This window comes from Pseudomonas sp. S1(2024) (genome assembly GCF_046557535.1).
Map to the genome: position 1 here is coordinate 1 of NZ_JBKGFP010000060.1, position 19929 is coordinate 19929.

At 66.2% G+C, this 19929-nt stretch carries 13 protein-coding genes; 9 read left to right on the top strand and 4 right to left on the bottom strand.

Annotated elements, in window-relative coordinates:
- Positions 1–451 precede the first annotated feature (451 nt).
- The 4 genes from ACLCGK_RS15875 to ACLCGK_RS15890 are packed head-to-tail and all read left to right on the top strand — an operon-like array spanning position 452 to position 6049.
- Positions 452–2362 (top strand): sigma-54-dependent Fis family transcriptional regulator, encoded by a 1911-nt coding sequence (locus ACLCGK_RS15875; protein WP_410952373.1) that lies wholly within the window; start codon positions 452–454, stop codon positions 2360–2362.
- Between the two features lies 1 nt (position 2363).
- The gene (locus ACLCGK_RS15880; RefSeq protein WP_085665547.1) at positions 2364–4097 is read left to right on the top strand and encodes an ABC transporter ATP-binding protein; all 1734 of its coding nucleotides are present in this window, start codon (positions 2364–2366) and stop codon (positions 4095–4097) included.
- Positions 4087–4764 carry a S8 family serine peptidase gene (locus ACLCGK_RS15885; protein WP_410952374.1) on the top strand — a complete coding sequence of 226 codons (678 nt, stop codon included), beginning with the start codon at positions 4087–4089 and terminating at the stop codon, positions 4762–4764. The genes ACLCGK_RS15880 and ACLCGK_RS15885 overlap by 11 nt, the downstream gene beginning before the upstream one ends.
- Positions 4757–6049, top strand: coding sequence for an NAD(P)/FAD-dependent oxidoreductase (locus ACLCGK_RS15890; protein ID WP_410952375.1), 1293 nt, complete (start codon positions 4757–4759; stop codon positions 6047–6049). The genes ACLCGK_RS15885 and ACLCGK_RS15890 overlap by 8 nt, the downstream gene beginning before the upstream one ends.
- 192 nt (positions 6050–6241) lie before the next feature.
- On the opposite strand, the gene ACLCGK_RS15895 is transcribed toward ACLCGK_RS15890, so the two are convergent.
- Together ACLCGK_RS15895 and ACLCGK_RS15900 are read right to left on the bottom strand one after the other, a co-directional pair.
- Positions 6242–7555, bottom strand: a complete 1314-nt coding sequence (locus ACLCGK_RS15895) for a hypothetical protein (RefSeq protein ID WP_410952376.1) — start codon at positions 7553–7555, stop codon at positions 6242–6244.
- Between the two features lie 151 nt (positions 7556–7706).
- Positions 7707–9200, bottom strand: a complete 1494-nt coding sequence (locus tag ACLCGK_RS15900) for an aldehyde dehydrogenase family protein (protein ID WP_046614337.1) — start codon at positions 9198–9200, stop codon at positions 7707–7709.
- Between the two features lie 495 nt (positions 9201–9695).
- Between ACLCGK_RS15900 and peaA the strand changes: the two genes are divergently transcribed.
- The 5 genes from peaA to ACLCGK_RS15925 all read left to right on the top strand — a co-directional run bounded on the left by peaA (position 9696) and on the right by ACLCGK_RS15925 (position 16032).
- Positions 9696–11261: a quinohemoprotein amine dehydrogenase subunit alpha gene (gene peaA / locus ACLCGK_RS15905; RefSeq protein WP_410952377.1), complete on the top strand. Its 1566-nt coding sequence runs from the start codon at positions 9696–9698 to the stop codon at positions 11259–11261.
- A gap of 49 nt (positions 11262–11310) precedes the next feature.
- A complete protein-coding gene (gene peaB / locus ACLCGK_RS15910) occupies positions 11311–12741 on the top strand; it encodes a quinohemoprotein amine dehydrogenase maturation protein (RefSeq protein ID WP_015270568.1) in 1431 nt (476 codons plus the stop codon).
- A gap of 1 nt (position 12742) precedes the next feature.
- Positions 12743–13066 (top strand): quinohemoprotein amine dehydrogenase subunit gamma, encoded by a 324-nt coding sequence (qhpC, locus tag ACLCGK_RS15915; protein ID WP_004375838.1) that lies wholly within the window; start codon positions 12743–12745, stop codon positions 13064–13066.
- A 32-nt stretch (positions 13067–13098) separates the two neighbouring features.
- On the top strand, positions 13099–14220 hold the full coding sequence (gene peaD / locus ACLCGK_RS15920; protein WP_015270567.1) for a quinohemoprotein amine dehydrogenase subunit beta: 1122 nt from the start codon (positions 13099–13101) through the stop codon (positions 14218–14220).
- 138 nt (positions 14221–14358) lie between these two features.
- Entirely contained in the window at positions 14359–16032 is a 1674-nt protein-coding gene (locus tag ACLCGK_RS15925) for a fatty acid CoA ligase family protein (protein ID WP_410952378.1), read from the top strand.
- 129 nt (positions 16033–16161) lie between these two features.
- Here ACLCGK_RS15925 and mobA read toward each other — a convergent pair whose 3' ends face one another.
- Positions 16162–16737 (bottom strand): molybdenum cofactor guanylyltransferase MobA, encoded by a 576-nt coding sequence (gene mobA / locus ACLCGK_RS15930; protein WP_410952379.1) that lies wholly within the window; start codon positions 16735–16737, stop codon positions 16162–16164.
- A gap of 61 nt (positions 16738–16798) precedes the next feature.
- Positions 16799–19927 carry a multidrug efflux RND transporter permease subunit gene (locus tag ACLCGK_RS15935; protein ID WP_410952380.1) on the bottom strand — a complete coding sequence of 1043 codons (3129 nt, stop codon included), beginning with the start codon at positions 19925–19927 and terminating at the stop codon, positions 16799–16801.
- Positions 19928–19929: the final 2 nt, after the last annotated feature.

Genomic DNA, 19929 nt, shown 5'->3' on the forward strand with positions numbered 1-19929 from the left:
GAAGCGGGCTTGCCCGCGAAGCCAACACCGTGGTGGATGGCACGGGCTTCGCCCGTGTTCGCGGGCAAGCCCGCTCCCACAGGGATCGCGCCAGCTTTTTGAAATTGAGCAAGACAGTTGCTCCCACAAGTACCGCGTGATCTCAAGTGCGACGCCGTCCCTGTGTGCGGTTTTACCCGCGAATGGGCCGGTGCCGGGTGTCTGGCGGGCACCTGGGCTTTGTTGAAATCAAGCGGCAGCCGTGATCGACCTCGTGGAACCCGCTCCCACAAAGCTTGCGCAAGCTTTCAGATCTTGAGCAAGGCGGTGCTCCTGCCTGTCCCTTTACGTAAACGTCACCATATGCCACCTTCTACCTCAGCCTGATGACGGCCAGGGATTTCTCCCGCACACTGCGGAAAATTCCCAAGCCCGTTCTCCGCCACCTTGCGGGGCACAGCCGGAGTAGAAAATGGCGCGACAACTAATAACAAACGCCCACGACCCGCTGCACGAATCCCGCCAGGCCCGCCTGAAGCTGGCCAGCGAAGGCGAGCTGCCACTGGGCATGCTGCGCGACGAGATCGATGCCTCCTGGCGCCGCAGCCTGGGCCATGGCCTGGATTGCCTGCAGGGCGAGCAGGTCGGCCTGGGCCTGGAGCAGGGCCACGACCTGCGCATGCTGCTGGAGCGCAACCGCCTGCTGGTCGACGCCGTTACCCCGGAACTGGACTACCTGGTCGCGCGTCAGGGCAAGGCCGGCATCGTCATCCTCGGCGACGCCCAGGCCAACGTGCTGGCCATCGAAGGGCAGAAGCACGTGCTGCAACGCGAGGGCCTGCGCGACCTGCACCCGGGCAGTTGCTGGAGCGAATCACTGCGCGGCACCAACGCCATCGGCACGGCAGTGGTGGAAGGCCGGCCGACGCTGATCAACTGCGGCGAACATTACCTCGACCGCCTCAGCCCGTTCTCCTGTACTTCGGTACCCCTGCGCGACCCGCGCGGCGAGGTGATCGGCGTGCTCGACATCACCCGTGAAGGGGTGATGGCGCAACCACAGGACAGCCTGTCGACGCTGATGCTGGCGGCCGGCAACATCGAAAGCCGTATGTTTGGCCTGTGCCACCCGGAGCAATTGGTGCTGGCCTTCCACAGCCGCCCGCAATACCTCAACAGCGCCTGGCATGGCCTGCTGGCGCTGAGCCTGGACGGTGAAGTGCTGGCTGCCAACGACAGTGCCTGCCAGCTGTTGCAGGTGCCGCGCCATGAGCTGTTGGGCCGGCGCAGCAGCGACCTGCTGGGTGAACGGTCACCGGCCTTCATCGCCCGCCTGTGGCAGGGCGGGGTGAGCAGCGTGCAAACGGCCAAGGGCGAGTTCTACTTCCGCGCCCTGCAGTTGCCGCGCCATGGCCGGGTCAACGGCAGCACGCCGGTGAGCAAGCCGGCGCCGGGCAAGCAGTCGCCGGCCCTCGACGCGCTGGCCGGTGGCGACCCGCGCCTGGCGCGCAACCTGCGCATGGCCCGCCAGGGGCTGGGCAATGACCTGCCGGTGCTGCTGCTGGGCGAGACCGGTACTGGCAAGGAAGTCGTCGCCCGGGCCCTGCACCAGGCCAGCCCGCGCGCCGACAAACCGTTCGTGGCCGTCAACTGCGCGGCCATCCCCGAAGGGCTGATCGAGTCCGAACTGTTCGGCTACCGTGAAGGTGCGTTCACCGGCTCGCGCCGGGGCGGCATGGTCGGCCGGCTGATGCAGGCCCATGGCGGCACGCTGTTCCTCGACGAAATCGGCGACATGCCGCTGGCGCTGCAGGCGCGCTTGTTGCGGGTACTGCAGGAACGGCGAGTGGCACCGCTGGGGGCGGGCGACGAGCAGGACATCGACGTGGCATTGATCTGTGCCACGCACCGCGACCTCAAGCGCCTGGTGCAGGAGCAGCACTTCCGCGAAGACCTTTACTACCGGGTCAACGGCGTGTCGCTGCGCCTGCCGGCACTGCGCGAGCGTGATGACCTGGCGGCGATCATCCAGGGGCTGCTGGACAAGTCCGATGCCCGGGGCGTGACCTTGGACCCGGCCCTGACCGCGTTGCTCGAAGGCTTCGACTGGCCGGGCAACATCCGCCAGCTGGAAATGGTCGTGCGCACCGCGCTGGCCATGCGCGAGGACGGCGAGCAGGTGCTGACCCTGGACCACCTCACCGACTGCCTGCTGGACGAACTGGCCAGTGGCACGGCGCCTTCCGGCAGCCTCAAGGACAACGAACTGGAACTGATCCGTGGCGCCTTGGCGCGCCATCAGGGCAATGTGTCCGCGGCGGCCGAGGCGCTGGGTATCAGCCGGGCGACGCTGTACCGCAAGCTCAAACAGTTGCGCGGCTGACGTGGGCGGCCTGTTCGCCCGGCTGGTGGAGTCCAGCGACCCTGTGCTCATGCGCCAGGCGTTGGCCTGGCTGTATGGTTTCGTGCGCCCCCATCGACGCGCCATCGGCCTGTTGCTCGGCTTGTCGCTGGGCGCCTCATTGCTGGCGCTGGCGCAACCCTGGCTGGTCAAGACGCTGATCGACGAGGGGCTGCTGGCCAAGGACTACCAGACCCTCTGGCACATGGCCGCGATCATGATCGGCGCGGGCCTGCTGGGTACCGTGCTGGCCGGGGTCAACCGGTACCTGCACACGCGCTTGTCGGGGCGCATCCTGTTTGCCCTGCGCGATGACCTTTACCGCCACCTGCAGCAGCTGTCACCGACGTTCTACGGGCGGCGGCGCATCGGCGACATCCTTTCGCGGCTGGATGGCGATGTGGCGGAAATCCAGCGCTTTGCCGTGGATTCGCTGTTTTCGGCGGTGTCGGCGGTGATCGGCCTGGTGGGCGCGGTGGTGTTGATGCTGATGCTGTCGTGGCAACTGTCGCTGCTGCTGGCGCTGCTGGTACCGATAGAAGTGCTGTGGCTGCGCTGGATGCGGCGCAAGGTGGAGCGCGAAGTACGCAACCTGCGCGAACGCTCGGCAGATGTGTCGTCGTTCCTGGTTGAAACCCTGCCGGCAATGAAGTTCATCCAGGCCGCCGGCCAGCAAGGCCGCGAGGCGGGGCGCCTGGACCAGCTGGGGCAGGGCTACATGCGCCAGCTGCTCAAGGTGCAGGTGACCGAATTCTTCACCCAGGCCATCCCCGGCACGCTGACCTCCTGGTGCCGCGCCTGCGCGTTCCTGGTCGGCGGTTGGTGGGTGATTCAGGGGACCTGGCAGTTGGGTGCGCTGATCGCCTTTTCCACCTACATGGGCATGGCGGTAGGGCCGGTGCAGAGCCTGCTGGGCCTGTACGTGGCGGTGCAGCGCATGGCGGTGAGCCTGGGGCGGGTGATGGAACTGAAGCAGGAGGCCGTGGCCGTGCGCCCGGCAGCCAACCCGCAGCCGGTGCCCGACGGGCCGGGCGAATTGCGCCTCGAGGGGGTGAGTTTTGCCCATGAAGGGCGCCAGGGCGCGGTGCTGAACGACGTGCAGGTGTGCGTGCCGGGTGGCCTGAAGGTGGCCATCAGCGGTGCCTCGGGGGTGGGCAAGTCGACCCTGATCGACCTGCTGCAGCGCTTCTACGACCCGGACGCCGGGCGCATCCTGCTGGACGGCACCGACCTGCGCGAACTGGACCTGGCTGCGCTGCGCCGGCGCATTGCGGTGGTCAGCCAGGATATCGTGCTGTTCCGCGGCACCCTTGCACAGAACCTGGCCTACGGCGTGCCCGAGGCCAGCCGTGAGGAACTGGAGCGGGTGGTGCGCCTGGCGCGGCTGGACAGCCTGGTCGACAGCCTGCCGCTGGGCCTGGACGGCCTGCTGGGTGAGCGTGGCCAGCAGTTGTCCGGCGGGCAGAAACAGCGCATAGCCATCGCCCGCGCGGTGCTGCAGGCGCCGGCGATCCTGGTGCTGGACGAGGCCACCTCGGCGGTGGACGAAGCCACCGAGCGCGAAGTGATCGCGGCCATCGACCAGTTGTTCGCCGGTCGCACGCGCATCCTGATCAGCCATCGCGCTTCGACCCTGGCCGATGCCGACCTGCACCTGCAGCTGCACGCTGGCCAGTTGCAGGTGCTGCCCGAGGAGGTGATCAAGCATGGGCACTGACGTGCGTGTTGGCGTGATCGACAGTGGTTGCACGCCGGAGCAGGCCAGCGCCTTGCTGGGCGCACGCCGCTTCTGGCTGGAGGACGGCCAGTTGCGCGAAGGTGACATGCTGCCCGACCAGCTCGGGCACGGTAGCGCGGTGCTCGCCGGCTTGCAGCGGGAGGCCGGGCCGGTGCCTGTGCTGCTGGCCCAGGTTTTCGGCGCCCAGGCCAGCACCAGTGCCTTGCAGGTGGCGGCCGCGCTGCTGTGGCTGGTGGAGGCGGGGGTTACGCTGGTCAACCTCAGCCTTGGCCTGCAGCAGGACCGGCCTGTGCTGCACCAGGCCTGTGCCGAGGCTTTGGCTGCGGGTGTGCTGATGTGCGCCTCCAGCCCGGCCCAGGGCGGGCCAGTGTATCCGGCCAGCTACCCCGGGGTGATACGGGTCACAGGCGACGCCCGCTGTGCGCCTGGCCAGTGGTCCTGGCTGGGTACCCGGCAGGCGGACTTTGGCGGTTATGTAGGGGCGGGCGGCAGGGCGGGCGCGAGCCTGGGCTGTGCGGCCCTGAGTGGCAGGATCGCTGCGTTGCTGCGTGACGAGCCGGGCATGGACCACCAGCAGGTTCATGACTGGTTGCGCCACCACGCGGCGTTTACCGGCCCAGAGCGACGAGGTGTCGGCCATGGCTGAACCGCGCATTGTAGTGTTGGGGGCAGGCCCTGCGGGTGCGGCCACGGCCATTGGCCTGCGGCGGCTGGGTTATGCGGTGACGGTGGTGTCCGAGTGGCGCCGGTTCGCGGCGGTCGAAGGGGTTTCGCAGCGGGTGCTGGACGGGCTGCGCCATGCCGGCCTTGGTGGGGCGTTGCGCCAGGCGGCGATGCCGGCGACTCGGCAAGTGCACTGGAACGGCCAGCAGTTGCACCTGAACCAGGAGTTTCTGCTCGATCGGCAAATGTTTGACCGGGCGCTGCGCGATGACCTTCAGTGCGCGGGTGTGAGCGTGGTCGAGGGACGGGTGCGTGAGGTCGTACGCGAAGGCGGCCACGATATTCGCCTGGACGACGGGCAGGTACTGCAGGCCGATTTCCTGGTCGAAGCCCGAGGCCGCCAGGCCCCGTTGGCCGCCGACCGCCTGCGCGGGCCGGAGACGGTCAGCTTGTTGAATGTCTGGCAGGCCGCCCCCGGGGCGCCAGCGTCGGCGGTGGAGAGCCTGGCAGATGGCTGGGCGTGGATGGCGCGCCTGGAGGACGGCCGCTGCTACTGGCAAGTCACCCTGGACGCCGTCGGGCTGCCGGGCAAGGCCGGATTGGCGGATTACTGTGCGGCGCGGCGAGCCGGCAGCGTGCTGGTGGCCGAGCTGTTCGATGCCAGGGCCTTGGCGCCGGCAGAGGTGCATGCGCGCAGCAGTACCGCGATTCTGGCCGGTGAGTGCGTCGGGCAGGACTGGATACGCGTGGGCGATGCCGCGATGGCCGTTGACCCGCTATCGGGTAACGGGATCTTCCAGTCGCTGTCTTCGGCGCTGCAGGCGCCGGTGGTGATCAATACCTTGCTGCGCAGGCCCGAGCGGGCCGGGTTGGCGCGGCAGTTTCACCAGCAGCGGATCGAACAGCTGTTTTTGCGTTTTGCCCGAATCGGGCGGGATTTCTATGGGCAAGAGCAGGGTCGGGTGGGGCAGCCGTTCTGGGCGCGTCGGCAGGGTTGGCCGGACATGCAGGCATTGCACGTGGCGGCGGACTGGAGCGCGGTGAGGGTCGAGCGGCGGCCGGTGTTGCGTGACGGGCTGGTGGATGAGGCCGAGGTGGTGGTGACGGCGGATCAGCCGTTGGGGGTGTGGCATTTGCAGGGGGTGGAGTTGGCGTCGGTGGTGCGGGGGCTGCGTAGCGGCCGACCTCTCGAGGCAGTGTTGTCAGGCCTGCCAGGGGAGCAGCAGATGATGGTGCGGCGGTGGTTGTTGGAGCAGGGCTTGGCTTGAGATTGCCGGCGATAGGGCCCTTGAATCAGAAGAAAGTCCCGACGATCAGCTGCATATAGGTCCCGGTATCCCGCCCACCCAGCTGCGTCCCGCCATTGGCCGCGCTGCGTTCCGGCTCCCACAGGTTGCCACAGAGCCAGAGGCATGTGCTGTACTTGTGGGAGCTGGCTTGCCGGCGATAGGGCCCTTGAATCAGAAGAAAGTCCCGACGATCAGCTGCATATAGGTCCCGGTATCCCGCCCGCCCAGCTGCGTCCCGCCATTGGCCGCGCTGCGCTCCGGTTTGTAGAACCCTACCAGCGGGCTGATCAGCAGATGGTCGTTGACCATCCATTCCACGTACAGGTCCAGCTCCCGTCCGCCCAGGTTGCCTTGGTCGGTGTCCAGCGTATCGAAGTCGAAGTACAGCGCGCCGACGGTCAGGTTGTCCCGTGGCTTGCCTTTCAGCGCCACGTGGTGCACCTGGCTGTTGCTGTTGAACGGCCCGGCATAGTTCGCCGCTACCTCACCCTGGAACCAGGTGCCATAGCCACGGCTCAGGCCATAGAACAGCGGGTCGAAGTCTTCGGAAAAGCGGCTGTAGCGGTAGGTGGCGGTGGGGGACCAGGGCAGTTCGGAGAAGGTCCAGTTGCCTTCCAGGTACCAGGCGTTCTCCCGCCCGCCGGTTTTGTCCTGGGTCACGTACTCGGCGGCCAGCTCCAGGTCTTTCACCCCCAGGTTGCCACGCCCGCGCAGGCTGGCGGTGTCCATGCCGTCGCGGTGTTCCAGGCCCATGATCTGCGCGTAGCGCTGGTCCACGTCGAGGCCGCGGATCCAGCTCAGGCCGACGGTGCCGGCGTCGGCGACGTGCTCCAGGTTGGCCACCGCCAGCGAGGTGTCGGCCTGGTAGTGGTTGTCGGACTTCAGCCACATCAGGTCGCTGCGCCAGCCTTGCTTGCCGCCCAGGCGCAGCACGGCGGTGCGGTCGAAGGCCTTGCGTGCGGCCAGGTAGTAGGCGCCGCCGCGGTCGAAGTTGGCGCCCAGGTCGACCTTGCCCAGGTTCACCGGGTCGCCCTGGATCAGGAAGCCGTCGCCCAGGGTCAACACCTGGCGGCCGCCGGAAATGTCCACGCCGTCTTCGCCCAGGGCCGGGAACAGGTTGGCCGAGCGCCAGCCCAGGTACAGGTCTTCGATGGCGGTGCGGCGCTCGTCACCCAGGGTCAGGCCGGCGGCATCGCCGTCGCCCCAGGTGGCGGAGCTGAGCAGGTTGAAGGCGCCGTAGAGCGCGCCGCTGTCAGCCAGGGCCTGGCTGCCGCTGAGGCCATATTTGACGTAGCCTTCCTGCCAGGCGGTACTGCCGGGCTTGCGGTTGCCGGCCAGGTTGAAGCTTTCGTCGCTGTGGAAGGCGCCGAACAGGGCTTCGAGGTCGGCGTTGAGGGTGGTGCCGTCGTGGTTGTACAGCTCGTAGGCCTGGGTGACCGGGGCGGCGAACAGCAGGGCCAATGTGCAGGCGAGTTTGTGCCTCATGGTGTGCTCCATGTTTTTGTTGTTTTTGGGGTTGCCTGTACCGGCCTCTTCGCGGGCTTGCCCGCTCCCACAGGATTTCCTCAGGTCGTGAAAGGAGTGCAATACCTGTGGGAGCGGGCGAGCCCGCGAAGAGGCCGGTGCAGGAAAATGATCAGAGCTTGATCAACACCGATTTCAGCTCGGTGTAGTGCTCGATGGCAGCCGCCCCCATCTCACGGCCGACGCCGGACATCTTGTAGCCGCCAAACGGCAAGGCAGGGTCGAGGGCGCTGTGGCAGTTGACCCACACCGACCCCGACTTGATGCGCGGGATCATCCGGTGCACGGCGGCCAGGTCGTTGGACCAGATGCTCGCACCCAGCCCATAGGGGTTGTCGTTGGCCATGCCGATCACTTCGTCGATGTCATCGAACGGCATCGCCACCAGCACCGGCCCGAAGATCTCTTCCTGTACCAGGCGGTGGCGCTGGTCGACATCGACGATCACCGTCGGCTTGACGAAGTAGCCCGGCCCGAAGCCTTCGCCACCACAGGCGATGGTCGCGCCCAGCTCGCGGCCAAGCTCGATGTAGCCGGTGACGCGGTCCTGCTGCTTGGCCGAGATCAGCGGGCCCATCTGCACCGCAGGGTCCAGGCCGCTGCCCAGCTTCATGCCGTTGGCGATGCCGGCGATGTCGGCCACCACGTTGTCGAAGTGCTTGCGGTGCACGTACAGGCGGGACCCGGCGCAGCACACCTGGCCCTGGTTGAAGAAGATCGCCGTGGCGGCGCCGGCGGCGGCTTCCTGAAGGTTGGCGTCGGGCATGACGATGGTCGGCGACTTGCCGCCGAGTTCCAGGGTGACGCGGGTCATGTTGTCCATGGCCGCCTTGCCGATCAGCTTGCCGACCTCGGTGGAGCCGGTGAAGGTCAGCTTGTCCACGCCGGGGTGGCGGCTGAGTGCGGCGCCGGCGTTCAGGCCGGTGCCGGTGACTACGTTGAACACACCTGCCGGGTAGCCGGCTTCGTCCACCAGCTCAGCCAGCTTGAGCACGCTCAGCGGTGTTTCGTCGGCGGGCTTGAGCACGACGGTGCAACCGGTAGCCAGGGCCGGGCCGAGCTTCCAGCAGGCCAGCAGCAACGGGAAGTTCCAGGCGACGATGGCGCCGACCACGCCCACTGCCTCGCGCCGCACGAAACCATGGAACTGGTCGTTGGGCATCAACGGCATCGAGGCTTCGACGGTGCTACCCTCGATCTTGGTGGCCCAGCCGGCCATGTAGCGCAGGAAGTCGATGGCCAGTTGCACGTCCATCACCTGGGCAACGGCGGCGCTCTTGCCGTTGTTCAGGCATTCCAGTTCGGCCAGCTGGCGGGCGTCGCGCTCCATCAGGTCGGCCAGGCGCCATAGCAGGTTCTGCCGTTCGCGTGGGCGCAGGCGGCTCCACGGCGAATCGTCGAAGGCCTGGCGAGCGGCGCGCACGGCGCGGTCGACATCTTCGGCCTCGGCGGCGGGCACTTCACCCAGTACCTCGCCAGTGGCCGGGTTGCGGAACGACAGGGTGCGACCGCTGGCGGCGTCCTGCCAGTCGGCGCCGATGCGCATCTTCAGCTTGCGTTCGAGAAAGGCGCGGGTGGCGGGCAGGATGGGCAGTTCGGAAAGCATGGGACGGTGCCTCTTGTCATTGGATGTGACAGGCATAGGCGCAATGGGCGTGCCAAGGTCGATAGATGGCCGCAAACCCTTGAGCGGGTTGGTTTTTGTCCTGGTGCAAGGTTGGGATTGCAGGGTTGCGCTGTTGCACATTGAGACGGTGTGAGACGGTGGTGAAACAGTGGCATCAAGGGCCAATCGCCGGCAAGCCAGCTCCCACAGGTTAAACACTGCCTTGAAGACCTGTGCTGTAACTGTGGGAGCTGGCTTGCCGGCGATTGGCCTGCGCAGCAGGCCCCTGTCTCAGGATGAAACACCCCTGTCGCGAAATGGCACGCTGCAATTGGCCATACCTGCTCCTGGCCAAGGCCGAAAAACCGGCTAACAGGTTGAAAGAAAACGCTTTTACAGCACCTGGCACAGTTCCTGTATCACAACCGTCACATGCACACCTGCTGTACCAAAGCGTGCGAAAACGATAAGAACAACAACCGTGGAGGTCTGACCTTGAAGACGACTCGACTCCGGCGGCATGCGGGCAAACTGGCGCTGGTCGCCGCCGCGCTGCTGAGCACCCAGGCCATGGCGGCCGAGCAGGGCCCGAGCCTGTTGCAGAACAAGTGCATTGGGTGCCATATCCCCGAAGGCAACGACACCTACAGCCGCATCAGCCACCAGCGCAAGACGCCGGAAGGCTGGCTGATGAGCATCGCCCGCATGCAGGTGATGCACGGCCTGCAGATCAGCGACGACGACCGCCGCACCCTGGTCAAGTACCTGGCCGACAAGCAGGGCCTGGCGCCCAGCGAAACCGATGGCGTGCGGTATGCCATGGAGCGTCGGCTGAACACCGTCGAGCAGTTCGACACCCAGCTCAGCGAAACCTGTGGCCGTTGCCACTCCGGTGCCCGTGTCGCCTTGCAGCGGCGCCCGGCCAAGGAGTGGGAGCACCTGGTCAACTTCCATCTCGGCCAGTGGCCGTCCCTCGAATACCAGGCCCAGGCGCGTGACCGCGACTGGCTGCCGATCGCCCTGCAACAAGTGGTGCCGGACCTGGCCAAGCGCTACCCGCTGGAAAGCGCGGCGTGGGCCGAATGGCAGAAAGCCAGGCCCAAGGCCAATGCGCTGCCGGGCCAGTGGGCATTCAGCGGCCACATGCTGGCCAAGGGCGATGTGCGCGGGGTGATGAGCGTCACGCCTGACCAGGGTGACACCTTCAAGGTCGAGGTCAAGGGCGCTTATGCCGACGGCACGCCGTTCAATGGCAGCGGGTCGGCGATCCTCTACAACGGCTATGAGTGGCGTGGCAACGTCAAGGTCGGCGACGCCAACCTGCGCCAGGTGTTCGCCGCGCTGGATGGCGAAATGAAGGGCCGCATGTTCGAGGCCGAGCACGACGAGCGTGGCCTGGACTTCACCGCAGTGAAGGAGGGCAAGGCGCGCCTGCTGGCGGTACAACCGGCATTCATCAAGGCCGGTGGCGAAAGCGAGATCACCCTGGTCGGCAGCGGCCTGGCCGGCAAACCGGACCTGGGCGCTGGCGTGGAAGTGACCGAGGTACTGGAGCAGACCCCAACCCTGGTACGGGTGAAGGCCCGCGCCGCGGCCGATGCCAAGCCTGGCCAGCGCGAAGTCGCCGTAGGGGCGCTCAAGGGCGTCAACCTGGCGGTGTACGACAAAGTCGAGGAAGTGAAAGTGGTGCCGGCGTTCTCCATCGCCCGCATCGGCGAAAACGGTGCCTCGGTGCCCAAGGTGCAGGGCCGCTTCGAGGCCGAAGCCTGGGGCAAGGACGCCAATGGCCAGCCGCTGCGCATCGGCTACTTGCCGGCCAGCTGGAAGGTCGAGCCGTTCAACGAGCGTGCGATCGAGGACGAAGACGTGAAGTTCGCCGGGAAGATGCAGGCCGATGGCGTGTTCGTGCCAGGCGGCGCTGGCCCCAACCCGGAGCGCAAGATGATGACCAACAACGCCGGCAACCTGAAGGTCATCGCCACCCTGGCCGACGGTGGCCAGACTGGCGAGGGGCACATGATCGTCACCGTACAGCGCTGGAACAACCCGCCGCTGCCGTAACGGCAGGGGGCTTACGGTTTTCCAACGGATCGATTATCGGGAGGTCGCCATGGGCGCGCTACTGAACCTGGTCGAACGCAACCTGCATGAAGTGCAGGTCGACGCCGACCGCATGCTGTTCCATATCCCCAGCAGTTCGCTGTTCACCGCCGACGCGGTGACCGGCGGCATCATCGACACCCTGCGCCAGCAAGGCTGCTCGGCCGAGGAGCTGATGCAGCGCCTTGGCCAGCGGTTTGCCGGCAGCGATATCCAGGACACCCTGCGCGAGCTGATCGCGCTGGAACTGGTCAGCGACGGCTCGCCGCTGACCCCGGAAATCGCCCTCAAGCAGGTCGAGCGCACGGCGCTGAACACCGTGGTGCTCAACGTCAACACCGGCTGCAACCTCAGCTGCACCTACTGCTACAAGGAAGACCTGGACAAACCGTCCGCGGGCAAGAAGATGAGTACTGCCACCGCCGAGGCTTCGGTGGAGATGCTGCTCAAGGAGTCGCCCGACGAGCAGCGCTACAGCGTGGTGTTCTTCGGTGGCGAGCCGCTGTCCAACCGGCCACTGATCGAGCACATGGTCGCCTACTGCGAGCGGCGCTTCGCCGAGGCGGGCAAGCAGGTGGAGTTCATCATGACCACCAATGCCACCTTGCTCAACGAAGAGATCGTCGACTGGCTCAATGCCCATCGCTTCGGCCTGTCGATCAGCATCGACGGCCCCAAGACCGTGCACGACCGCAACCGCATCACCGTGGGCGGGCAGGGCACCTATGACGTGGTGCGGCGCAAGGTCGACATGCTGCTGTCGCGCTACCACAGCCGCCCGGTGGGCGCGCGGGTCACGCTGACCCGTGGCATCACCGATGTCGAGACCATCTGGAACCACCTGTTCAACGAACTGGGCTTCGCTGAAGTCGGCTTTGCCCCGGTCACCTCCGGCGACATGGCCAACTTCAACCTGACCGGCGAAGAGCTGGTGCAGGTGTTCGCCAACATGAAGGCGCTGGGCCGGCGTTATCTGGAGGCTGCGCTGGAGCACCGCAACATCGGCTTCTCCAACCTGCACCAGCTGATCACCGACATCCACGAAGGCCACAAGAAGGCCCTGCCGTGCGGCGCCGGGCTGAAGATGCTGGCCGTGGACCATGAGGGCGAGTTGAACCTGTGCCACCGCTTCACCGGCTCCAGCCTGCCGACCTTCGGCAATGTGCACCAGGGCGTGAAGCAGGCGCAGCTCAACGACTTCCTGTCGCAGCGCCTGGACCGCAGCAACACCGGCTGCGACAGCTGCCGCATCCGCAACCTGTGCTCCGGCGGCTGCTACCACGAAAGCTATGCCCGCTATGGCGACCCGCAGCACCCGACCTACCACTATTGCGAACTGATGCGCGACTGGGTCGACTTCGGCATCGAAGTCTACAGCCGCATCATGGCCGCCAACCCGGCCTTCATCGATCGCTACATCACCCCGCGGAAGGCGCACTGACATGAAGCACTTGAAGCCCCTGAACAACAAGGCGCGCATCCTCGAGCAGGCCGCCGCCGAAGACCGCGTCGAAGAAGTCATGGCCATGAGCGCAGTGGCGGGCTGCACCGCCACCACCGACCCGGGCTGGGAAGTGGACGCCTTTGGTGGCGTGAGCTCGCTGTGCCAGCCGATGGAGGCCGACCTGTATGGCTGCTCCGACCCTTGCTGGTGGCCGGCCCAGGTGCCGGACATGATGAGCACCTACCAGGACTGGAACGCCCAGGCGAGCAACTCGGCGGAAGACTGGCGCAACCTCGGCACCGTGTTCCCGAAAGACAAGTGACCGGCCCAACAAGAATGACAAGGGGAAACCGCATGAAAGCTGGACGCTGCGCGTCACTCGCGCTCACCATCGCCGCCACGGCGTGTGCCGGGCTGGTACAGGCCGCCGACACCGGGCCTGCGCTGAAGGCTGGCCACGAATACATGATCGTGACCAACTACCCGAACAACCTGCACGTGGTCGATGTGGCCAGTGACACGGTGTACAAGAGCTGCGTGATGCCCGACAAGTTCGGCCCCGGCACCGCGATGATGGCGCCGGACAACCGCACCGCCTACGTGCTCAACAACCACTACGGCGACATCTACGGCATCGACCTGGACACCTGCAAGAACACCTTCCACGCCAACCTGTCCAGTGTGCCGGGTGAGGTGGGCCGGTCGATGTACTCGTTCGCCATCAGCCCGGACGGCAAGGAAGTGTACGCCACGGTCAACCCGACCCAGCGCCTGAACGACCACTACGTGGTCAAGCCGCCGCGGCTGGAAGTGTTCAGCACCGCCGATGGCCTGGAGGCCAAGCCGGTGCGCACCTTCCCGATGCCGCGCCAGGTGTACCTGATGCGTGCGGCGGACGATGGCAGCCTGTACGTCGCCGGGCCGGACATCTACAAGATGGACGTGAAGACCGGCAAGTACACGGTGGCCTTGCCGCTGCGCAACTGGAACCGCAAAGGCTACAGCGCCCCGGACGTGCTGTACTTCTGGCCGCACCAGAGCCCGCGCCACGAGTTTTCGATGCTGTACACCATTGCCAGGTTCAAGGATGACAAGCAGGACCCGGCCACCGCCGATCTGCTGTATGGCTACCTGAGCGTCGACCTGAAGACCGGCAAGACCCACACCCAGGAATTTGCCGACCTGACCGAGCTGTACTTCACCGGGCTGCGTTCGCCAAAAGACCCGAACCAGATCTACGGCGTGCTCAACCGCCTGGCCAAGTACGACCTCAAACAGCGCAAGCTGATCAAGGCGGCGAATCTGGACCACACTTACTACTGCGTGGCCTTCGACAAGAAGGGCGACAAGTTGTACCTGGGCGGCACCTTCAACGACCTGGCGGTGTTCAACCCGGATACGCTGGAGAAAGTGAAGAACATCAAGTTGCCGGGTGGGGACATGTCCACCACTACGCCGCAGGTGTTCATCCGTTAAACCGGTGTTGGCTTCTTCGCGGGCTTGCCCGCTCCCACAGGGGCTGCACAGGCCTGGAAACCTGTGTGGTACCTGTGGGAGCGGGCAAGCCCGCGAAGAGGCCGGTACAGACAACACAAGAACAACAAGAGACCGCCCATGCCCCAGCCAAGCTACTCCCAGGGCAACCAGGACAAACCCCTGCTTACCCAGTGCATCGGCGACGCCTTCGACACCACCGTCGCCCGCTTCCCCGACCGTGACGCTTTGGTCGTCCGCCACCAGGCACTGCGCTACACCTGGCAGCAACTGGCCGAAGCCGTCGACCAGCATGCCCGTGCGCTAATGGCCCTGGGCGTGCAGCCCGGTGACCGCCTCGGCATCTGGGCACCCAACTGCGCAGAGTGGTGCATCACCCAGTTCGCCAGCGCCAAGGTGGGCGCGATCCTGGTCAACATCAACCCGGCCTACCGCTCCAGCGAGCTGGACTACGCCCTGGGCCAGTCCGGCTGCCGCTGGGTGATCTGCGCCGACGCGTTCAAGACATCCGACTACCACGCCATGTTGCTGGGCCTGGTTCCGGGCCTGGCCAGCAGCCAGCCGGGCGCCCTGATCTGCGAACGCTTCCCCGAACTGCGCGGTGTGGTCAGCCTGGCCGCTGCGCCACCGGCGGGCTTTCTCGCCTGGCACCAGCTGCAGGCCCGTGCCGCGGCCATCAGCCGCGAAGCCTTGGCCGAGCGCCAGGCGCAGCTGCGCTGCGACGACCCGATCAATATCCAGTACACCTCGGGCACCACCGGCTTCCCGAAAGGCGCCACCCTCAGCCACAGCAACATCCTCAACAACGGCTACATGGTCGGTGAAAGCCTGGGCCTGACCGAGCATGACCGGCTGGTGGTGCCGGTGCCGCTGTACCACTGCTTTGGCATGGTCATGGCCAACCTCGGCTGCATGACCCACGGCAGCACCCTGATCTACCCCAACGACGCCTTCGACCCATTGGCCACCCTGCGTGCGGTGGCGGAAGAAAAGGCCACTGCCTTGTACGGTGTGCCGACCATGTTCATTGCCGAACTGGACCACCCGCAGCGTGACGAGTTCGACCTGTCCAGCCTGCGCACCGGGATCATGGCCGGCGCCACCTGCCCGATCGAAGTGATGCGCCGGGTTATCGGCGAGATGCACATGGCCGAGGTGCAGATTGCCTACGGCATGACTGAAACCAGCCCGGTGTCGCTGCAGACCGGCGCCAGCGACGACCTGGAGCGCCGCGTGACCAGCGTCGGGCGCACCCAGCCAAGGCTGGAGAACAAGGTGATCGATGCTGATGGCAACACGCTGCCGCGGGGCGAGATCGGCGAATTGTGCACGCGGGGTTACAGCGTGATGCTGGGCTATTGGAACAACCCCAAGGCCACGGCCGAAAGCATCGATGAGGAAGGCTGGATGCACACCGGCGACCTGGCGGTAATGGACGAGCAGGGCTATGTGCGTATTGTCGGGCGCAGCAAGGACATGATCATTCGCGGCGGCGAGAACATCTACCCGCGCGAGCTGGAGGAGTTCTTCTTCACCCACCCGGCGGTGGCCGATGTGCAGGTGATTGGTGTGCCGTGCAGCAAGTACGGTGAAGAGATCGTGGCCTGGGTGCGGCTGCACCCGGGGCATACGGCCAGCGCGGAGGAGTTGCGCGAGTGGGCGAGGGCACGGATTGCGCACTTCAAGGTGCCGCGGTACTTCCGCTTTGTCGATGAGTTCCCGATGACGGTGACCGGCAAGGTGCAGAAGTTCCGCATGCGCGAGATTAGTGTCGAGGAATTGTCTGCCGGGTGATGTGTCGCCTGTGCTGGCCTCTTCGCGGGCACGCCCGCTCCCACAGGAAATTCACTACCCGTCAGACCTGTGACATACCTGTGGGAGCGGGCGTGCCCGCGAAGAGGCCAACACAGGCAGCAGATGACCTCAGCCCTGCAGCAACTCCGGGCTGTTGAAGTTGCTCAACCTGCGATCATCGTCGGCACATTCCAGCCCCTGCACCGCTTCACGCAGCAAGGCCTTCTGCAAACTCCGCTCGCCCGTCGCCCAGGCCTGCTCCAGCACCGGCAACACCCGGCGTGGCAGCACGCTGAACATCGGCTGCCAGTACCCACCCTGGCGCACCATGGCCGCACTGTCACTGGTCACCGCCAGGTGCAGCAGGTCCTCGATCAACCCCCGGTCAACCAGCGGCGCATCACAGGCCAGCAGCACCACCCATTCATGCCGCGCCACCTTGAGCCCGGCAATCACCCCCGCCAACGGCCCGGGGTAGTCCGCCTCGGCATCGCCCACCAACTGGTCGGCATACGCCCGGTAGGCCTGCTGGTTACGGTTGCAGGAAATCACCAGGTCATCGCTGAGCGGCCGTACCACGCGCTGCACATGCGCCACCAGCGGTTCGCCCTGCCAGTCGACCAGGCCCTTGTCGCGGCCGCCCATGCGCTGGCCGCGGCCACCGGCGAGAATGAGGATGGAGCAGGGGGGCAGGGCATCAGGCATGAAAAAGGGTTCCGGGCAGTCAATGCCGGGAACCCTCCCATTTCACGCGGGGCTTGTCCAGTCAGCTGTCGCTGGTCACGGCCTGCGTGTCGGCATTACCCGCCTGGCGTCGCCCGGCAAGGCGCATCACCACCACGAAGAACACCGGCACGAACACCACCGCCAGGGTGGCGCTGAGCATGCCGCCGATCACCCCGGTACCGATCGCCTTCTGGCTGGCCGAGCTGGCGCCGCTGGCAATGGCCAGTGGCACCACGCCCAGGATGAACGCCAGCGAGGTCATCACGATCGGGCGCAGGCGCAGGCGCGCGGCCTGCACGGCGGCGTCGACGGCATCGACGCCCTGGTCGACCAGGCTCTTGGCAAACTCGATGATCAGGATGGCGTTCTTCGCCGACAGGCCGATCAGCGTGATCAGGCCGACCTTGAAGAACACGTCGTTGGGCATGCCGCGCAGGGTCACCGCCAGCACCGCACCGAGCACGCCCAGCGGTACTACCAGCAGAACTGCGGTGGGGATCGACCAGCTTTCGTACAGCGCTGCCAGGCACAGGAACACCACCAGCAACGACAGCGCCATCAGCATCGGTGCCTGGCTGCCGGACAGCCGCTCCTGCAGCGACAGGCCAGTCCATTCCAGGCCGGCACCGGCCGGCAGCTGGGCCACCAGGCGCTCGATCTCGGCCATGGCTTCGCCCGAACTGTAGCCGGTTGCCGGTTCGCCGGAAATCGACACCGCCGGGTAGCCGTTGTAGCGGGTCAGCTGCACCGGGCCGCTGACCCACCTGGCCTGGACGAAGGCGCCCAGTGGCACCATCTTGCCGCTGTCGTTGCGCACGTGGATCTTCAGCAGGTCTTCGACCTGGCTGCGCTGGTCGCCTTCGGCCTGCACCACCACCCGCTGCATGCGGCCCTGGTTGGGGAAGTCGTTGACGTAGCTGGAACCCACGGCCACGTCCAGCACCGAACCGATATCGGCAAACGATACGCCCAGGGCGTTGGCCTGGCGGCGGTCGATTTCCAGTTGTACCTGCGGGCTTTCCGCCAGCGAGGCTTCGCGCACGTTGGTCAGCACCTTGCTTTTGCCGGCATTTGCCAGCAGTTCGTCGCGGGCGGCCATGAGCTCGGCGTGGCCCATGCCGCCGCGGTCCTGCAGGCGGAACTCGAAGCCGGTCGACTCGCCAAGGCCGTCGATTGGCGGTGGCAGCACGGAATAGGCCACGGCGTCCTTGAGCTGGGTAAAGGCCATGGTCGCGCGGTCGGCGATCGACTGGGCGCTGTCGTCGGCACCGCGCTCGGACCAGTCCTTGAGCGTGGTGAAGGCCAGTGCCGCGTTCTGCCCGCTGCCCGAGAAGCTGAAACCCAGGATCAAGGTGGTGTTACCCACGCCGGGCTCTTCGGCGTTGTGCGCCTCGATCTGTGCCGCCACCTGTTCGGTGCGCATGCGGCTGGCGCCTGGCGGCAGCTGGATGTCGGTGATGGTGTAGCCCTGGTCTTCGGTGGGCAGGAACGCCGTGGGCAGCTGGCTGAAGCCATAGCCCAGCACTGCCAGCAGCAACGCGTATACCAGCAGGTAGCGGCCGCTGCGCTTGAGCGCCTGCACCACCCAGCGCTGGTAACCGTTGCTCATGCCCTCGAAGCGCCGGTTGAACCAGCCGAAGAAGCCCTTGCGTTCGTGGTGCTCGCCCTTGGCCACCGGCTTGAGCAGGGTGGCACACAGCGCCGGGGTCAGGCTGAGGGCGAGGAACGCCGAGAACAGGATCGACACTGCCATCGACAGCGAGAACTGCTGGTAGATCACCCCCACCGAGCCTTGCATGAAGGCCATCGGCAGGAACACCGCCACCAGCACCAGGGTAATGCCGACGATCGCGCCGCTGATCTGCCCCATCGCCTTGCGCGTAGCCTCCTTGGGCGGCAGGCCTTCCTCGGCCATGATCCGCTCGACGTTTTCCACCACCACGATGGCATCGTCGACCAGGATGCCGATGGCCAGCACCATGCCGAACAGGGTCAGCACGTTGACCGAGAAGCCCATGGCCAGCATCACGGCGAAGGTGCCCATCAGGGCCACCGGCACCACCAGGGTCGGGATCAGGGTGTAGCGCAGATTCTGCAGGAACAGGAACATCACCGCGAACACCAGCAGCATGGCTTCGAACAGGGTGTTGATGACCTGCTCGATCGACACCTTGACGAATGGCGAGGTGTCGTAGGGGATGTCGTACTTGACGCCTTCGGGGAAGTAGCGTGCCAGGTCCTGCATCTTCGCCCGCACCAGGGTGGCGGTTTCCATGGCGTTGGCGCCCGGCGACAGCTGCACGCTGAAGGCGGTGGCCGGCTTGCCGTTCAGGCGCGTGCCGTACTGGTACTCCTGGGCACCGATCTCGACCCGGGCGACATCGCCGATGGTCACCGTGGAACCGTCCGGGTTGGCACGCAGGACAATCCCGGCGAACTCCTCGGGGGTGCTCAGCTGGCCCTTGACCACCACGTTGGCGGTGATTTCCTGAGTGCCACGGGTGGGCAGGTCACCAATGCTGCCGGGGGCCACCTGGGCGTTCTGCGCGGCGATGGCCTCGGCCACGTCGTTGGGCGTGAGGTTGAAGCCGATCAGCTTGCGCGGGTCGATCCAGATGCGCATGGCGCGTTCCGAACCGTACAGCTGGGCCTTGCCGACGCCCTTGAGGCGGCGGATTTCGTCCATCACGTTGCGCGCAAGGATATCCGACAGGGCGGTTTCGTCGAGCTTGCCGTCTTCGGAGGTGAGGGTGGCCAGCAGCAGGAAGCCGGTGGAGACCTTTTCCACCTGCAGGCCTTGCTGGGTCACCGGGCGCGGCAGGCGCGACTCGACCACCTTCAGGCGGTTCTGCACGTCGACCTGGGCCAGGTCCGGGTTGGTGCCTGGGGCGAAGGTGGCGGTGATGGTGGCGCTGCCCAGGCTGCTCTGCGACTCGAAGTACAGCAGGTTGTCGGCGCCGTTGAGCTCCTGCTCGATCAGGCTGACCACGCTCTCGTCCATGGTCGCCGCCGAGGCGCCCGGGTACACGGCGTAGATTTCCACCTGCGGCGGGGCCACGTTGGGGTACTGGGCCACCGGCAGCTGCGGGATGGCCAGGGCACCGGCCAGCAGGATGAACAGGGCGACCACCCAGGCGAATACCGGGCGGTCGATGAAGAATTGCGGCATGA